The 15,167-nt window shown below is 70.7% G+C and carries 16 protein-coding genes; 8 read left to right on the top strand and 8 right to left on the bottom strand.

The features are described from left to right. Nucleotides 1–183 precede the first annotated feature (183 nt). Nucleotides 184–552 carry an ATP-binding protein gene (locus VHD82_RS13845; RefSeq protein WP_325702312.1) on the top strand — a complete coding sequence of 123 codons (369 nt, stop codon included), beginning with the start codon at nt 184–186 and terminating at the stop codon, nt 550–552. Nucleotides 553–739: 187 nt separating this feature from the next. Continuing rightward, nucleotides 740–1,114 carry an STAS domain-containing protein gene (locus tag VHD82_RS13850; RefSeq protein ID WP_325702315.1) on the top strand — a complete coding sequence of 125 codons (375 nt, stop codon included), beginning with the start codon at nt 740–742 and terminating at the stop codon, nt 1,112–1,114. 10 nt (nt 1,115–1,124) lie between these two features. Here the strand turns inward: VHD82_RS13850 and VHD82_RS13855 are convergent, their stop codons facing one another. The 3 genes from VHD82_RS13855 to VHD82_RS13865 are packed head-to-tail and all read right to left on the bottom strand — an operon-like array spanning nt 1,125 to nt 3,738. Next, a complete protein-coding gene (locus VHD82_RS13855; protein ID WP_325702318.1) occupies nt 1,125–1,940 on the bottom strand; it encodes an EamA family transporter in 816 nt (271 codons plus the stop codon). Beyond that, a complete protein-coding gene (locus VHD82_RS13860; protein WP_325702321.1) occupies nt 1,933–2,454 on the bottom strand; it encodes a MarR family transcriptional regulator in 522 nt (173 codons plus the stop codon). Before VHD82_RS13860 ends, VHD82_RS13855 begins: the two co-directional genes overlap by 8 nt. Before the next feature lie 54 nt (nt 2,455–2,508). Further along, entirely contained in the window at nt 2,509–3,738 is a 1,230-nt protein-coding gene (locus tag VHD82_RS13865) for a glycosyltransferase (protein WP_325702615.1), read from the bottom strand. Nucleotides 3,739–3,916: 178 nt separating this feature from the next. On the opposite strand from VHD82_RS13865, the gene VHD82_RS13870 reads away from it, so the two are divergent. Then, on the top strand, nt 3,917–4,714 hold the full coding sequence (locus tag VHD82_RS13870) for a SigB/SigF/SigG family RNA polymerase sigma factor (RefSeq protein WP_325702324.1): 798 nt from the start codon (nt 3,917–3,919) through the stop codon (nt 4,712–4,714). An 11-nt stretch (nt 4,715–4,725) separates the two neighbouring features. Then, nucleotides 4,726–7,230 carry an ATP-dependent Clp protease ATP-binding subunit gene (locus VHD82_RS13875; protein ID WP_325702327.1) on the top strand — a complete coding sequence of 835 codons (2,505 nt, stop codon included), beginning with the start codon at nt 4,726–4,728 and terminating at the stop codon, nt 7,228–7,230. A 2-nt stretch (nt 7,231–7,232) separates the two neighbouring features. Here VHD82_RS13875 and VHD82_RS13880 read toward each other — a convergent pair whose 3' ends face one another. The 3 genes from VHD82_RS13880 to VHD82_RS13890 are packed head-to-tail and all read right to left on the bottom strand — an operon-like array spanning nt 7,233 to nt 9,987. Further along, nucleotides 7,233–8,051, bottom strand: coding sequence for an SCO6745 family protein (locus tag VHD82_RS13880; RefSeq protein ID WP_325702330.1), 819 nt, complete (start codon nt 8,049–8,051; stop codon nt 7,233–7,235). After that, complete coding sequence (locus VHD82_RS13885; protein WP_325702333.1) at nt 8,048–8,554, bottom strand: PaaI family thioesterase; 507 nt, start codon at nt 8,552–8,554, stop codon at nt 8,048–8,050. Before VHD82_RS13885 ends, VHD82_RS13880 begins: the two co-directional genes overlap by 4 nt. A gap of 29 nt (nt 8,555–8,583) precedes the next feature. Next, the gene (locus tag VHD82_RS13890) at nt 8,584–9,987 is read right to left on the bottom strand and encodes an amidase (protein WP_325702336.1); all 1,404 of its coding nucleotides are present in this window, start codon (nt 9,985–9,987) and stop codon (nt 8,584–8,586) included. A 45-nt stretch (nt 9,988–10,032) separates the two neighbouring features. Between VHD82_RS13890 and VHD82_RS13895 the strand changes: the two genes are divergently transcribed. From VHD82_RS13895 to VHD82_RS13905, 3 genes are read left to right on the top strand one after another with little or no spacing between them, the layout of a single operon-like run. Next, nucleotides 10,033–10,392, top strand: a complete 360-nt coding sequence (locus VHD82_RS13895; RefSeq protein ID WP_325702339.1) for a metalloregulator ArsR/SmtB family transcription factor — start codon at nt 10,033–10,035, stop codon at nt 10,390–10,392. Nucleotides 10,393–10,435: 43 nt separating this feature from the next. Further along, on the top strand, nt 10,436–11,170 hold the full coding sequence (locus VHD82_RS13900; RefSeq protein WP_325702342.1) for a beta-phosphoglucomutase family hydrolase: 735 nt from the start codon (nt 10,436–10,438) through the stop codon (nt 11,168–11,170). A 2-nt stretch (nt 11,171–11,172) separates the two neighbouring features. Then, nucleotides 11,173–13,542, top strand: a complete 2,370-nt coding sequence (locus VHD82_RS13905) for a glycoside hydrolase family 65 protein (RefSeq protein WP_325702618.1) — start codon at nt 11,173–11,175, stop codon at nt 13,540–13,542. 155 nt (nt 13,543–13,697) lie between these two features. Here the strand turns inward: VHD82_RS13905 and VHD82_RS13910 are convergent, their stop codons facing one another. Further along, nucleotides 13,698–13,895 carry a hypothetical protein gene (locus VHD82_RS13910; protein ID WP_325702345.1) on the bottom strand — a complete coding sequence of 66 codons (198 nt, stop codon included), beginning with the start codon at nt 13,893–13,895 and terminating at the stop codon, nt 13,698–13,700. Between the two features lie 30 nt (nt 13,896–13,925). Further along, the gene (locus VHD82_RS13915) at nt 13,926–14,708 is read right to left on the bottom strand and encodes an Fpg/Nei family DNA glycosylase (RefSeq protein ID WP_325702348.1); all 783 of its coding nucleotides are present in this window, start codon (nt 14,706–14,708) and stop codon (nt 13,926–13,928) included. A gap of 75 nt (nt 14,709–14,783) precedes the next feature. On the opposite strand from VHD82_RS13915, the gene VHD82_RS13920 reads away from it, so the two are divergent. Beyond that, a complete protein-coding gene (locus VHD82_RS13920; RefSeq protein WP_325702351.1) occupies nt 14,784–15,164 on the top strand; it encodes a nitroreductase family deazaflavin-dependent oxidoreductase in 381 nt (126 codons plus the stop codon). Nucleotides 15,165–15,167 lie beyond the last annotated feature (3 nt).

The following is a 15,167-nucleotide window of genomic DNA, read 5'->3' on the forward strand; positions in this document are numbered from 1 at the left end:
TGGTTTTTCCGCCCGCGAACGCGGACGGTGACCAGGATTGCCACGAAGGTGTGGTGGCGCGCCGGAAGATCCTTGCCCGATCGAACCAGCCACAGTGTCCACAGAGGACTCGCGGGTGCCGGGTTTTCCGGTCGCCGCGACGGGTATCCGAGTCCCTGTCACGACGACCCAGGAAGCAGCCGAATGCAAAGCCGAGCCGAGATCACTTTGGCCAGAGCACCGGAATCCGCGAGATCGGCCCGTCGTTTCGTCGACGGGGTCTGCGCGGACTGGCACCTCACGGAGCTGACGCCGGACGTCGCCACGGTGGCCAGTGAGCTGGTGGAGAACACCCTGCAGCACACCAGTTCGACCCCCATGCTGTCGCTTGAACTGCGCGACGATGTACTCATCGTGTCGGTTTCGGACGACGACCCCCGCGGGGCGCACATCCGCGCCGCGGACTCCGAAGGCGGGTACGGGCTGCTGATGGTGCAGCAAGCGGCCAGGTCATGGGGTTGCACGCGGACCGAAGAAGGCGGGAAACAGGTCTGGGCGGAACTCGCCGCGTAAATCATTCACAAATTACCTGGCGTAGCGGCGGATTAACCCGCTTCATGCCTTGCCAACGGCCTTCCTGTCTCCGTACGGTCGGAGCTGGGCGGTTGAGCCGGCAGCCGCGCAGGGAGAGTGACTTTCGCAAGGTGCGCGGCGGGGCAGGGAGAAACCGCCGCAACCCCGAGGAGATCGGAAAAACGCCGTGCAGACACTCAGCGACGTCCGAATCGAAATGGCGGAGTTTCCAGGCGGTGTGCGGCTGGCTCGTGTTTCGGGCGAGCTGGACGCGATCGGTGCGCCCGCGCTCGCCGAATACGCGAGCCGGCTCGTGGTCGGGGGCCCGTTCGTGCTCGATCTGAACGAGGTGACGTTCCTCGGTTCGGCGGGCCTGGAGGTGCTGCTCGATCTCGAGGACCTGGCCGCGCGCGAGCACGTGCGGTGGGCGCTGGTCGGCAGTCCGCGCCCGGTCGCCCGCCCGCTGCAGGTCACCGGGCTCGGCGCCCGGCTGCCGATGCAGGCGACGGTCGGCGCCGCGCTCGAAATGCTCAGCGCCGCCCGGCACCCGGCGCCGCTGTGAGCCCGGCCGGTCAGCCGAGCGCGATACACGCCACGGCGAGCCCGGCCCCGAGCACGCCCAGGATCTGTGTGCCGCGCAACCGTTCCCGCAGCAGCACCACCCCGAGGACGACGGGGATGGCCGGGTAGAGCGCGGCCAGCACGGTGGCCAGCGCGACCAGTTGCCGGTGCGCGGCCACCCAGTACAGCACGATGGCGACGCTGCCGACGGCTCCCGCGATCAGCGCGGGCGCGGCCACGGAGGGCCGCAGCCGCACCGGTGTCCTGGTGCCGAGCACCAGCGGCAGGATCACCGCCACCGAAACCACGCGGCTCAGCACGATCGGCCAGAGCCCGGCGTCCACCGGAACCGGTGCCATGCCGAGGAACTGGACGGCGAAACCCGCCCCCGCGATCAGCGCGTCGCGCAGTCCGGTTGCCCGGCCGGAGCCACCGGACACCAGCCAGATCGCGGGCAGCGCGAGCACCACGCCGGCGATCGCGAGCGCGGACGGGCGTTCGCTGAGGAACACCAGTCCGATGAGGACGGGGATCGCGACCGCGCCCACGTCGCTCACCGGCACCACCACGCTGAGCGCACCGGTGCTCATCGCCCGGTACAGGAAGGCGACGCCGATTCCCGTGCCCAGACCGGAAAGCGCGCCCCAGCCGAGCCCGGCGCCCGTCCCGTCCGGCCAGCACAGCGCGGCCAGAAGCGTGATCGCCGTTCCGCCGAGCTGGGCGTAGAGCGAGATGGTCAGCCCTGGCGCGCGGCGGGAAAGAACGCCGTTGACGAAATGGGTCAGCCCGAAACAGAGCGCGGAAGCCAGCGCGAGCAGCTCACCCATCACGGCTCCGGCAGGCCGCGCCGACGGGGCAGATCTGTCCGTTCGCGACACAGGCCGCGCGATCGCACAACCGGCACAACCGGTCCGCTTCCGGCAGCTGGTCGTACGCGGAGGTAAGGAGTTTTCCCAGCAGGAGAGCCAAAGTCGCCTGTTCGTCGGCGTCGAGCGCGGCGGACAGGGTGCCGAGCCTGCCGCCGCGGTCACCGAGGATGTGCCGCGCGGCGCCGCTCCCCTGTTTCGTCAGGTGCACCGCGACGGAGCGGGTCAGCGTGTCCCGGCGCTCGACGAGCCCGGCGCGTTCGAGCGAGTCGACCATGCGGGCGGCGGCGGGCTGGCTGAGCCCGATGCGTCTGCCCAGCTCGGTGACCGAAAGCCCGGGCGCGGTGGACAACACGACGAGCGCGGCGGCGCCGCTGGCGCTCGTGCCGGCCGCGGCGGTCGCGTCGGCCAGCACGAGATCATGCACCGCGAGCGACAATGCCCCGAGCAGGTTGGCGACCCGTTTATCATGCATGACTCATGCATAGTTGAACGGTTCCGACGCGTCAAGGGCGGGAAAGGACAGGGTTCAGCTGGGCAGCGGCGTGCCGCCGACCGGTACCTGGCCGGGTTCGCGCGGCGCGGGCACGCGTCCGCCGAGGGCCTGCTCGTAGACCCGCAGCATGTCGGTGCCGACGCGGTCCCACGAATACCGCGAATGCGCGCGGTCCGCGCCCGCGATGCCGTAGGCCTCACGCTGGGCGGGCTCGTCCAGCAACCGGCGCAAGGTGGCGGCCAGCGCGTCCGGGCGGCGCGGCGGGACCAGCTCACCGGTGACCCCGTCGACCACGGTGTCGATCAACCCGCCGACCGCCGTCGCGACCACCGGCACCCCGCAGGCCATCGCCTCCAGCGGCACCAGACCGAACGGCTCGTACCAGGGCGTGCACACCACCAGATCCGCCGAGCGGTACAACGCGGGCAGCTCTTCGCGCGCGATGTGCCCGATCAGGTGCACCCGGTCGGCGACCCCGTGCCGCCGGGCGAGTTCGCGCAGGCGCGCGGCCTCCGGATCCGCGGCGAGGCCGTCCAGCGCCGGACCTCCGGCGATGACCAGCTCGGTCTCGGGCACCCAGGGCAGCGCGGAGATCATCGTGGCGAAACCCTTGCGGGGAGCCAGACATCCGACGCCGAGGATCCGCTGCCGGGCATCGCGGCCAGCCCGCGGCCCGACCGGGGTGAACCGGTCCACCTCGACCCCGCGCGGCACGATGGAGATCCGCGGCCGGCGCAGGCCGAGACGGGCCAGCTCGAAGACCTCGTCGCTGCATCCGGCCGCGACCTGCACGGCGTTACGGCCGACGAGACGTTCCAGCCGGACGCGTTCGGCCGGGCCCGTGGCGCTGCCTTCGTAGCGGGCTTCGACCACGCCGAGCCCGTAAAAGGTCTGCACGACCGGCAAATCCGTCCCGCGCGCCGCCAGCAGCGCGGCCAGCCCGGAGGACCAGAAATGCGCGTGCACCACGTCGGGCGGCGCTGATTCCCACTCGCGCGTGAGGTATCCGGCGAAGTCCGCCATATGCGCCAGCACCTTGTCGGCGGGCAATTCCGCTTCGGGACCGGCCGGCACACACACCATTTCGTACCCAGCACCGGCTCGCATACGTTCCGGCTGGGCGGGATCGTCACGGCGGCTGTACACCGTGACCTCATGGCCCTGCGCGCACAACGCGGCGGCGAGGCCGGCCACGTGCAGCCCCTGCGTGTTTCCCCGCACGGCGAGTGGACTGGCCTGCTGGGAAACCATCGAGATCCGCATACTGATCTTCATTCACCCCCCACGCCCGGGTTAAACCCCGGTGCGCCGACACGATCCGGGGTGTGAGGCATCGGGGGCACGGGTAGCCGGGACCATGAGACTGCAGACGTCGCTGTTCCGGTGCCGAAGAGTCCCCTCGGTGGCCGCGGTGGCCCGGCCGGTCACCGGGAGCTGACCGATGGGCCGGCCGCGAAGCCCGGAAACCGTCGTGGCCCGCGAGCCGCGGAAAAGTGAAGAGCAGGCGAAATTCGCGCAGCTGGCCGCCACGCCGCCCGGCGACCCCCGCCGCGAGCGGCTGCGCACCGCGCTGGTCACGCAGTTCCTTCCGGTGGCCGAGCACATCGCCCGCCGGTTCAGCGGCCGCGGCGAGGCCTACGACGATCTCGTGCAGGTGGCGAGGGTCGGCCTGATCAACGCGGTGGACCGGTTCGAACCGGAGCGGGGCACCGACTTCCTCTCGTTCGCGGTGCCCACCATCATGGGCGAGGTCCGGCGCCATTTCCGGGACGCCAGCTGGTCGGTCCGCGTGCCACGTCGGCTCAAGGAGCTGCACCTGCAGATCGGCCAGGTCAGCGGCGAACTCGGGCAGCGGCTCGGCCGTGCCCCCACGCCCACCGAGATCGCCCGCACGCTCGGGCTTTCCGTGGACGAAGTCAGCGAAGGGCTGCAGGCGGGCAACGCCTACTACGCCATTTCCGTGGACAAGCCCGCCGGGGACGAGAGCGAAGCCGCCTCGCTCGCCGACACGCTCGGCGAGGTTGACGGCGGCCTCGAGTCGGTGGAGAACCACGAGGCGCTGCAACCACTTCTGCGCGACCTGCCGCCCAGGGAACGCACCATCGTGATGCTGCGGTTCTTCGGCAACATGACCCAGACGCAGATCGCCGGCCGGGTCGGCATCTCGCAGATGCACGTGTCCCGGCTGCTCGCGCAGACCCTGCAGCAGCTGCGCGAAAAACTCACCGACGAAAACTGACAGGAGACACCATGACCGGATTCTTCGCGGGCGGTTCCAGTCCGTTCGACCAGTTCCTCGCCCAGTTCTTCGGCCAGTCGATGCCACCGGGCCGGCCGCAGTCGGTGGACATCACCCGGCTGCTGACCGACCAGGCCAGGGACCTGATCTCCGCCGCCGCGACGAAGGCGGCCGAGGGTGGCCGTCCGGACGTGGGCACCGAGCATCTGCTGTGGGCCGCCACCCAGGTGCCTGCCACCCGGCAGCTGCTGGCCGACGCCGGGGCGAAACCCGAAGAGCTGGCCGAAGAACTCTCGCGCGCCTTCGGCCAGGCCGGCGAACCGGGCACCCCGACGGCACTCGCGCCGGGCGCCAAACGCGCACTGATGGACGCGCACAGCATCGCCCGCGGCCTCGGTTCCTCCTACATCGGGCCGCAGCACCTCCTGCTCGCGCTGACGATGAACCAGCAGTCCGAGGCAGGCCGCATCCTGGCCCGCGCCGGCGTGACACCCGAGTCGTTCCGGGGCGCGTCGCCGGGTCCGGCGCAGGGGCACGAACCGCGGCAGCAGCACACCGGGACGCCGACGCTGGACCAGTACGGGCGTGATCTGACCGCCCAGGCCCGTGAAGGCGGGATCGACCCGGTGGTCGGGCGCGACGACGAAATCGAGCAGACCGTCGAGGTGCTTTCCCGGCGCACCAAGAACAATCCGGTGCTGATCGGCGAGGCCGGGGTCGGCAAGACGGCCATCGTCGAGGGCCTGGCGCAGCGCGTGGCCGACGGCGACGTGCCGGACACGCTGGCGCAACGCCGCGTGGTGCAGCTGGACCTGACGGCGATGGTGGCCGGCACCCGCTACCGCGGTGACTTCGAGGAGCGGATGACCAACCTGCTCAACGAGATCCGCGAGCACCGGGACGGTCTCATCGTGTTCATCGACGAGCTGCACACCGTGGTCGGCGCCGGTTCGTCGGAGGGCTCGATGGGCGCGGGCAACATGCTCAAACCGGCGCTCGCCCGCGGTGAGCTGCACATCGTCGGCGCGACCACGTTGGACGAATACCGGCAGCACATCGAGAACGATCCCGCGCTGGAGCGCCGGTTCCAGCCGATCCTGGTGCCCGAGCCCACCGTCGACGACACGATCGAGATCCTGCGCGGGCTGCGGGACCGGTACGAGGCGCACCACCAGATCCGGTTCACCGACGAGGCGCTGGTGGCCGCCGCGGACCTGTCCGACCGCTATCTGACCGACCGGTTCCTGCCGGACAAGGCGATCGACCTGATCGACCAGGCGGGTGCGCGGGTGCGGCTGCGCTCGGGCCGCAGGCCGAACCAGGTGCGGGAGCTGGAAAGCAGGCTGGAGCAGCTGTCCAGGGACAAGGACCAGGCGGTGTCCGAAGAGGACTTCGAGCATGCGTCGAAGCTGCGCGACGAGATCCAGGGGATGCGCGAGCAGCTGCGCCAGGCCGATTCCGATGGCAGGGCCGGCAGCGCGATCGAGGTGACCCCGGAGGACATCGCCGAGGTGGTCTCGCGGCAGACCGGGGTGCCGGTCAGCCAGCTCACCGAAGCCGAGCGGGATCGGTTGCTACGCCTGGAAGAACACCTGCACGCGCGGGTGATCGGACAGGACGAGGCGGTGACAGCGGTCGCGGAGGCGGTGCGCCGCTCGCGCGCGGGCCTCGCCGAGCCAGGGCGGCCGTTCGGCAGCTTCCTGTTCCTCGGCCCGACCGGTGTCGGCAAGACCGAGCTGGCGCGGGCGCTGGCCGAAGCGTTGTTCGGCGAGGAGGACCGGATGATCCGCCTCGACATGTCCGAGTACGGGGAACGGCACACCGTGTCGCGGTTGATCGGCGCGCCCCCTGGTTACGTCGGGTACGACGAGGCCGGGCAGCTGACCGAGGCGGTGCGGCGGCGGCCGTATTCGGTGGTGCTGCTGGACGAGATCGAGAAGGCGCATCCGGAGGTGTTCAACGTCCTGCTGCAGGTGCTCGACGACGGCAGGCTCACCGACGGGCGCGGGCGCACGGTGAACTTCGGCAACACGGTGCTGATCATGACCAGCAACGTCGGCTCGGAGCTGATCGTCAGCGGCACGCAGGGCGCGCTCGGCTTCGCGCCGGCCAACGAGAGCGACACTGAGCAGCCGCTGCGCGAGCGGCTGATGCGGCGGCTGCGCGAGACGTTCCGGCCGGAGTTCCTGAACCGGATCGACGAGATCATCGTGTTCCGCAAGCTCGAAGCCGCGCAGCTGGAGGAGATCACCTCGCTGCTGCTGGAGCGGACGAAACGGCGGGCGCACGCACAGGGCATCACCGTGGAGTTCACGCCCGAGGCGGTCTCGTGGCTGGCCCGGGCCGGGTATCAGCCCGAGTTCGGCGCCCGGCCGATGCGCCGCACGATCCAGCGTGAGGTGGACAACGAGCTGTCGAAGCTCATGCTCCGCGGGGATCTCGGCGCGGGTTCGTCGGTGCGGGTGTCGGCCGGTGACGGCGGGCTGTCCTTCGACGTCTCGGCCTCGGTCGGGTGAGGTCAGGGGCGCGGTGTGCCGACGGGGTTCGGATGCGGGACCGCGCCGGGCACCAGCACGCGGGCCGCCGGGCGCAGCTGCCCGTCCAGCTCGGCGAACTCGGCCTCGGTCAGGTCGTAAGTCGCCAGCGCGTCCGTGCGGTGTTCGATGTGTTCCCGCAACCGGTTGCCTTCGTCGGTGAGCCCGCCGCCGTCGAGCAGGCCGCGTGCCCACAGGTTCCGCTCCGCGTCGGTCCACTGCTCGTCGGTCCACCCGCGGTTCGGCATGATCAGCTCACGGCTGCCGTCGGCCGCGTCCCGCAGCACGTGGGCCTCCAGCCCGCTGACCCCTTCCGAAACCAGGACGGCCACGTGCCCGTCGCCACGGTGTTCGCGCAGCGCCGTCGCGGCATGCCACAGCGCGGCCGTGGGTTCGTCGGGCCACGGCAGGACCGCGTTGGCCGCGCCCAGCGGGCGGCCGTCCCAGCACAGGCCGTCCATCGCGCGGCGGAGTAGCTCGTTCGCCCTGGCCGGCGGCTCCGGGAGATGCGCCCGCAGCGCCGCCACGGCGCCTTCGAGCCGCGCGGCCAGTGCGCGCTCGGGCGAGACCTTCTCCCATACCGAGGGCAGGGAACGGGCGAGGAACGAGGGCGCGAAGTTGTGGAACACCGCCGTCACCAGGCCCAGCCCGGCCGCGCCCAGCGGAGCCGCGCGCGTCGCGACGTAGCCACGCCAGAACCCCCGCAGGCCGGCGGATTCGTTGGCGGCGCGCGCTTCCGGGGTGAAGTACGTGACGTCGTGCAGCGTCTCCAGCACGACCCACAACTCTCGCGACGGTGTCATGGCCGGATGATCAGGCAGGTGCTGGACGCGGTCGCGAGCAGGTTCCCGTCGGCGTCGCGCAGGTCGCCTTCGGCGAACGCCACCCGCGAGCCCGCCTTCACCACCCGGCCGGTCGCGCGGATCTCGCCCACACCGGCGCGGATCGCCTTGACGTAGTTGATCTTCAGCTCGACCGAGGTGTAGCCGACACCCGCGGGCAGCGTGGAGTGCACCGCGCAGGCGACCGCGGAGTCGAGCATGGTGGCGGCGACCCCGCCGTGCACGGTGCCGATCGGGTTGTACAGCGACTCGTCCGGCGTCGCGGCGAAGACGACCTCGCCCTCGGCGACGTGCACCACGCTCATCCCCAGGTGCGCGGAGATCGGCGCGGCGGGCAGCTTTCCCTCGGCCATCGCCGTCAAGTACTCCAGCCCGGACAGCTTCATCCCCTGCTCGGCCCCGGCGAGCGGGTCCTCCCAGGTGATCGTCTTCTGCCGGAGCTGCGTTGGCACGGTCTCAGTCATCCCCCCCACCCTCGATTATGACAAGCGTCTTAGTCAAGAGGCGCGAACGCGGAAAGCGTCACAGCGCCCTCGAACGCCCGCGCGGCCTGCAACAACGCGAATTCGGCGCGCGGGGCAGCGACGATCTGCAGGCCGACCGGCAGCCCGGCGGCGGTGAACCCGGCAGGCACCGAGATCGCCGGGCAGCCGGTGGCCGAGACCAGGTACGCCGAGCGCATCCAGTCCAGATAGGACTCCATCGCCACCCCCGCGATCTCGCCCGGGTACTCCAGCCCGGCGTCGAAGGGCGGCACCTGGCTGACCGGCAGCAGGAGCAGGTCGAACCGGCCGAAGAACGTCACCATCCGCTGGTACAGCGCGGTGTGCAGGACCTCCGCGCGGCCGAGATCGGCGCCGGTCAGCGCACGGCCCGCCTCGACGTTCCACCGGATGCTCTCCTTGAGCCGCCCGGTTTCCATCAGCGGCCCGTAGGTCACCTCGAACTGCCAGGCGCGCAGCGTGCGGAACACCTCGTCGGCCCCGGCGAAATCGGGGCAGTCCCGCCCCACCTCGCAGCCGAGCCCGGCGAACACCCGCGCCGACTCCTCCACCACCGCCGCGACCTCGGAATCCACCGGCACCGCCCCGCCCAGGTTCGGCGACCACGCCACCCGCACGCCGGTCATGTCGCGCTCGAGCGGCCGCGCGAAGGTGCCGCCGGGCTCGGCCAGCGCGATCGGGCTGCGCGGGTCCGGCCCGGCCAGCACCGACAACAGCAGCGCGACGTCGTCGACCGTGCGCGCCATCGGGCCTTTCACGTCGAGCGTGGTCCAGCCGAGCTGGGCAGGCACGTTCGGCACCCGGCCCGGCGAAGGCCGAAGCCCCACCACACCGTTGAAGGAGGCCGGGTTGCGCAGCGACCCGCCCATGTCGCTGCCTTCGGCCAGCGGGCTCATCCCGCAGGCCAGCGCGACCGCCGCGCCGCCGCTGCTGCCACCGGCGGATTTGGTTGTGTCGTAAGGGTTTCTGGTCGTGCCGAAGACCGTATTGAAGGTGTGCGAGCCGGCCGCGAACTCCGGGGTGTTGGTCTTGCCGAGGCTGATCGCCCCGGCCGCGCGCATCCGTTCGATGATCAGCTCGTCGCGCTCGGGCACGTAATCCGCCCGCAGCGGCGAACCGTAGGTGGTGCGGATGCCCGCCGTCTCGTGGGTGTCCTTGTGCAGCACCGGAAGTCCGTGCAGCGGCGGCAGTTCCGCACCCGAGGCGGCGAGTTCGTCGGCCGCGTGTGCTTCGCGCAGCGCCCGCTCCGCGGCGAGCGTCACGACGGCGTTCACTTTCGGGTTCACCTGCTCGATACGGTCGAGGTGCGCCTGCACCACTTCACGTGCCGCCAGCTCCCGCGCGGCGAGCGCGGCGCGCAACTCGACCGCACTGCGGCGCCAGATCCCGGTCATCGAACCCTCCGGTCGGATTGGTGATCGTGGTGAGATTATGTCCCGATGGGAGACGAGCGACGGACCATCGACGCCGGAGCCGTCGACGCCGCGCTCGCGGGCCTCGGCGACCGGGACGTGCTGCAGCAGTGGGCCGACCGGTTCTCCATCCTCGCCGACCCGTCCCGGCTGACCCTGCTGGTGTGCATCCACTACGCACGCGAGATCTCGGTGTCCGACCTCGCCTTCGCCGCCGGGATGACCGACACGGCGGTCTCCCAGGCGTTGCGCCTGCTGCGCGCGCACGGGCTGGTCACCGGCACGCGCACCGGGCGGATCGTGCGTTACCGGCTGGCCGACGCCACGATCCACGACCTGATCCACCACGTCCGCCCGCACCCTGAGGGCGCACCGCGCGTCCCGTGAACACCCACGGCGCGGCGGGCTGATCGCGGGTACCGTGCACGGCATGATCGGGTTGCCGGAAGCCATTTCCGCCTGTCTGTTCGACCTCGACGGCGTGTTGACCGGGACGGCGGCGCTGCACCGCGAAGCGTGGAAAAAGACGTTCGACGCGTTCCTGCGCGAACGGGACGGCGCGGACTTCGCACCGTTCACCGACGAGGACTACATCCAGCACGTGGACGGCCGTCCACGCGCCGACGGGGTGCGGGAATTCCTTTCCTCGCGTGGAATCCGGCTACCCGAAGGCAGTCCGGACGACAAGCCCGACGCGGCCACCGTCAACGGCCTCGGCAACCGCAAGAACGAACTGGTGCTGCGCATCATCGACGAGCGCGGGGTCGATCCCTATCCGGGTTCGGCGCGTTATCTCGAAGCCGCCAGGCGAGCCGGGTTGAAGATCGCGGTCGTCACGTCGTCGGCGAACGGAAAAGCCGTACTCGAAGCGGGAAACCTGACGAAGTTCGTCGAGGCCCGCATCGACGGCAACGTGATCAGGGACCAGAAACTGCGCGGGAAACCGGCGCCCGACTCGTTCCTCGCCGGGGCGAAAGCACTCGGCGTCGCGCCTGAACACGCCGCCGTCTTCGAGGACGCGCTGGCCGGTGTGCAGGCGGGCCGGGCGGGTAACTTCGGCTATGTGGTCGGAGTCAACCGCGCCGGCCAGGCTGCGGAGCTGCGCGAACACGGAGCCGACGTCGTCGTGGACGACCTCGCCGAACTGCTGGGAGAACGTCCGTGAACCTGCCTGCCGACGGATACGAGACCGCGCCGTGGGAGCTGCGCTGGCGCGGCCTGGCCGTGGACCAGCTGCAGCGCACCGAATCCACCTTCGCGCTCGGCAACGGGCACATCGGGGTGCGCGGCACGCTGGAGGAGGGCGAGCCGCGCGGCCTCCCGGGCACCTACCTCAACGGTTTCTACGAGGAGCACGAACTCCCTTACGCCGAGGCCGGTTACGGCTACCCGGAAGCCGGGCAGACGGTGGTCAACGTGACCGACGGCAAGATCATCCGGCTGCTGGTCGAGGACGAGCCGTTCGACATGCGCTACGGCACCGCGGTCGCGCACGACCGGGTGCTCGACTTCCGGACCGGCACGCTCACCCGCACCACGGAATGGGTCTCCCCCACCGGCCGCGAGGTGCGGGTGCGCACGCAGCGGCTGGTGTCGTTCACCCAGCGCGCCGTCGTCGCGATCCGGTACGAGGTCGAGCCGATGGACGACGACATGCAGCTGGTGCTGCAGTCGGACCTGCTGGCCAACGAGCCGATCGAGTCCGACACCAGCGACCCGCGGGTGGCCGCCGCGCTGCAAAGCCCGCTGAGCGCGGAGTTCTCCTTCGCCGAGGACTACCGCGCGGTGCTGGTGCACCAGACGAACCGGTCCGGGCTGCGGCTGGCCGCGGCGATGGACCACCAGATCGAATGCCCGGACGGGCTGCGTACCACGATCAGCGCCGAGGACGACCTGGCCCGGCTGACCGTCGCGGTGGACGTGCCGCGCGGGAAACGCTTGCGGCTGACCAAATTCCTCACTTACGGCTGGTCGCAGCAGCGCTCGGCCCCGGCGCTGCGCTCCCAGGTGGACGCCGCGCTGGCGGGCGCCGTGCAGACCGGCTGGGACGGGCTCCTGGCCGAACAGCGCGAGTTCCTCGACGATTTCTGGGCCACCGCGGACATCGAGCTGGACGGTGACCCGGAACTGCAGCAGGCCACCAGGTTCGCGTTGTTCCACATCCTGCAGGCCGGGGCCCGCGGCGAGAGCCGGGCGATCCCCGGCAAGGGGCTGACCGGGCCCGGTTATGACGGACATGCCTTCTGGGACAGCGAATCCTTCGTGCTGCCGGTACTGACCTACACCATGCCCGAGGCCGCACGGGACGCGCTGCGCTGGCGTCACTCCACTTTGGACAAAGCGCGGGAGAGGGCGGCGCAGCTGGGCTTGCGCGGCGCGGCCTTCCCGTGGCGTTCCATCAACGGCGCGGAATGCTCGGCGTACTGGCCGGCGGGCACGGCGGCTTTCCATGTGAGCGCGGACATCGCCGACGCCGTGGCCCGCTACCTCGCGGCCACCCAGGACACCGACTTCGAGCGGAACTTCGGCCTGGAACTGCTCGCCGAGACGGCGCGGCTGTGGATCTCACTGGGCCATTTCGACTCACACGGCCGCTTCCGCATCGACGGGGTGACCGGGCCGGACGAGTATTCCGCGGTGGCGGACAACAACGTGTACACGAACCTGATGGCACGGCGGAACCTGCGCGAGGCGGCGGCTTCTTCGGAGCGCCTGCCGAGCGTGGCCGGCACGCTGGGCGTCGGCGAGTCGGAGATCGCCACGTGGCGCCAGGCCGCCGACCGGATGCTCATCCCCTACGACCGCGAACTCGGCGTGCATCCCCAGTCCGAAGGGTTCACCGAGCACCTGGACTGGGACTTCGCGGGCACCCGGGCCGAGGATTACCCGCTGCTGCTGCATTTCCCGTATTTCGACCTGTACCGCAAGCAGGTCGTCAAGCAGGCGGACCTGGTGCTGGCGCTGCACCTGTGCGGGGATGCGTTCAGCCCGCAGGAGAAGGCGCGCAACTTCGCCTACTACGAGGCGAGGACAGTGCGGGACTCGTCGCTTTCCGCGGGCACGCAAGCGGTGGTGGCCGCCGAGGTGGGGCATTTGCAGCTGGCCTACGACTATCTCGCCGAGGCCGCGCTGACCGACCTGCACGACGTGCACAACAACGTGCGCAACGGCTTGCACATGGCTTCGCTGGCGGGCGCCTGGAACGCGGTGGTGGCCGGGTTCGGCGGGATGCGCGACCACAACGGCGAGATCACCTTCGCGCCACGGCTGCCGCGGGAGCTGGACCGGATCGAGTTCCGGATGACCGTGCTCGGCAGCCGGTTCGCCGTGGAGATCCACGCCGACCGGGCGAGCTACCGGCTGCTGTCGGGAAAGCCGGTGGAGATCACCCACCACGGGCGGGCCTGCACCGTCACCGAGGAGACTGTCACGCTGCCCATCCCCGGCATCAACCCCGGCCCCGCGCCGCAGCAGCCGCCAGGGCGGGCGCCGGTGCGGCGGCAGCGGATGGAGTCCGGAAAGCGGCAGAGCCCGTAGGGGGTTGCGATGTGTGACGGCAGCAACGGCCGCGCGGAGCGCGCTCTGTGAGCCCAGCCCCGATCGCGCAGCGTTCAGCGCTGGGGATCGGTTCGATGGCGGGGTGTGGGCGTTGGGGGCTCGCTGTCGCGTCGCCGGGTGGCGGTTTGGCGCGGCTAGTCCGGGGGTTCCGGGACGGCGTTGCCTTTCCGCGTGTCCTCCTCGCCGGGCACCTCGATCTCGTCGCGGTTGGCTGGTTCGTCGACGTCCTTGGTCTCGCCGGCGTCCAGGTCGGGGTGCCGCAAGCGCGGAAAATCCGGCGTCAGCGGTGGTTCGGGGTCGATACGGTACTGCTGCTTCCTGTCCTGGCTCATGGTTTCGGGATACCGCAATTTCCGGAAACGTCAACCCGGCTGGCAGTGCGGGCACCAGACCGTGCTCCGGCCACCCACCCGGCCGTGACTCAGCGTCGTGCCACATCGCGGGCAGGAACCGGAAGGGTCGTCGCGCCGTCCGGTCAGCCAGGAAGGCCGTGGCGGGACCCGGCCGGTGGGGATCGCCGCCCGCAGGACGGCGCGGAGTTCCTTGTGCAGCCGGCCGAACTCGGCGTCGTCAAGGTCCCGGGGCTTGCGCCGGGGATGCAACCGGGCACGCCAGAGGATCTCGTCGGACAGCAGGTTGCCCAAGCCGCTCAGCACCGACTGATCCATCAGCGCGGGCTTGAGCTGACGAGCGCCCGGCAGCAGGTCACGCAGCTGTTTCCGGGTGACGGTCAGCGCGTCCGGGCCGGTGCCGGACAGCAGCCCGGCCAGCGCGTCGTCGTCCGGTGCCAGCCGGAGACCCTGCAGTTTGCGCTGGTCACGGTAGCGAAGCTCGCCGTCGCGGAAAGCGAAGATCACCCTGTCGTGCGGGTGCGGGTGCGGGTCCTCGTCCGACCAGTGCAGGCTGCCGGTCATCCCGAAGTGCAGCACCATGGTCGCGTCGCGCCCGCGCACCGGCACCAGCAGCCATTTCCCGTGCCTTCGCGGCTCGGAAAACCGTTGTCCCGTAAGGGTTTCCCGCAACCGGCGGCCGGTCACGCCGCGCAGCACCCCGGAGTCGCGCACGTCGACACCGGTCACCTTCCGGTTCACCGCGTGCTCGGCGAAAACACGGCGGAACCCTTCGACGTCCGGCAGCTCGGGCATCCTTCCGGATTCCACCGGCACCCGGCGCGCAAACAAATTCAGCAAGCGTTGAGATGTGCCGCTATGCTGAATCCCATGGTGCTTTCGAAGAAGGTCGCCCGGTTCAACAAGATCGCGACCAACCGCATCGCCCGGCCGTTGAGCGGGCGGGTGCCCGGGTTCGCGCGGGTGGTCCACCGGGGACGCAAATCGGGCAAGGTGTACCGCACGCCGGTCAACGCCTTCCGCAATCCGGAAGGGTATGTGGTGGCGCTGACCTACGGCCCGGACAGCGACTGGGTGCGCAATGTGCTCGCCGCGGGCGGATGCGAGCTGGAAACCCGCGGGCGCACGGTCAAGCTGACCGGCCCGCGGGTGGTGCACGACGAGTCCCGCGAGACGATGCCGCTCGGTGTCCGCCAGATCCTCGGCCTGATCGGCGTGAGCGACTTCCTCTACCTGCGGCTCCCGGAGTGAGCC

This window comes from Amycolatopsis sp. (assembly GCF_035546795.1).
GTDB lineage: Bacteria > Actinomycetota > Actinomycetes > Mycobacteriales > Pseudonocardiaceae > Amycolatopsis_E.

Bases quoted from the DNA above. Each gene is read 5' to 3' on its own strand.
- VHD82_RS13845 (WP_325702312.1), top strand. From the start codon at position 184: ATGCAAAGCCGAGCCGAGATCACTTTGGCCAGAGCACCGGAATCCGCG.
- VHD82_RS13855 (WP_325702318.1), bottom strand. From the start codon at position 1,940: ATGGGTGAGCTGCTCGCGCTGGCTTCCGCGCTCTGTTTCGGGCTGACC.
- VHD82_RS13860 (WP_325702321.1), bottom strand. From the start codon at position 2,454: ATGCATGATAAACGGGTCGCCAACCTGCTCGGGGCATTGTCGCTCGCG.
- VHD82_RS13865 (WP_325702615.1), bottom strand. From the start codon at position 3,738: ATGCGGATCTCGATGGTTTCCCAGCAGGCCAGTCCACTCGCCGTGCGG.
- VHD82_RS13870 (WP_325702324.1), top strand. From the start codon at position 3,917: ATGGGCCGGCCGCGAAGCCCGGAAACCGTCGTGGCCCGCGAGCCGCGG.
- VHD82_RS13875 (WP_325702327.1), top strand. From the start codon at position 4,726: ATGACCGGATTCTTCGCGGGCGGTTCCAGTCCGTTCGACCAGTTCCTC.
- VHD82_RS13880 (WP_325702330.1), bottom strand. From the start codon at position 8,051: ATGACACCGTCGCGAGAGTTGTGGGTCGTGCTGGAGACGCTGCACGAC.
- VHD82_RS13885 (WP_325702333.1), bottom strand. From the start codon at position 8,554: ATGACTGAGACCGTGCCAACGCAGCTCCGGCAGAAGACGATCACCTGG.
- VHD82_RS13890 (WP_325702336.1), bottom strand. From the start codon at position 9,987: ATGACCGGGATCTGGCGCCGCAGTGCGGTCGAGTTGCGCGCCGCGCTC.
- VHD82_RS13895 (WP_325702339.1), top strand. From the start codon at position 10,033: ATGGGAGACGAGCGACGGACCATCGACGCCGGAGCCGTCGACGCCGCG.
- VHD82_RS13900 (WP_325702342.1), top strand. From the start codon at position 10,436: ATGATCGGGTTGCCGGAAGCCATTTCCGCCTGTCTGTTCGACCTCGAC.
- VHD82_RS13910 (WP_325702345.1), bottom strand. From the start codon at position 13,895: ATGAGCCAGGACAGGAAGCAGCAGTACCGTATCGACCCCGAACCACCG.
- VHD82_RS13915 (WP_325702348.1), bottom strand. From the start codon at position 14,708: ATGCCCGAGCTGCCGGACGTCGAAGGGTTCCGCCGTGTTTTCGCCGAG.
- VHD82_RS13920 (WP_325702351.1), top strand. From the start codon at position 14,784: ATGGTGCTTTCGAAGAAGGTCGCCCGGTTCAACAAGATCGCGACCAAC.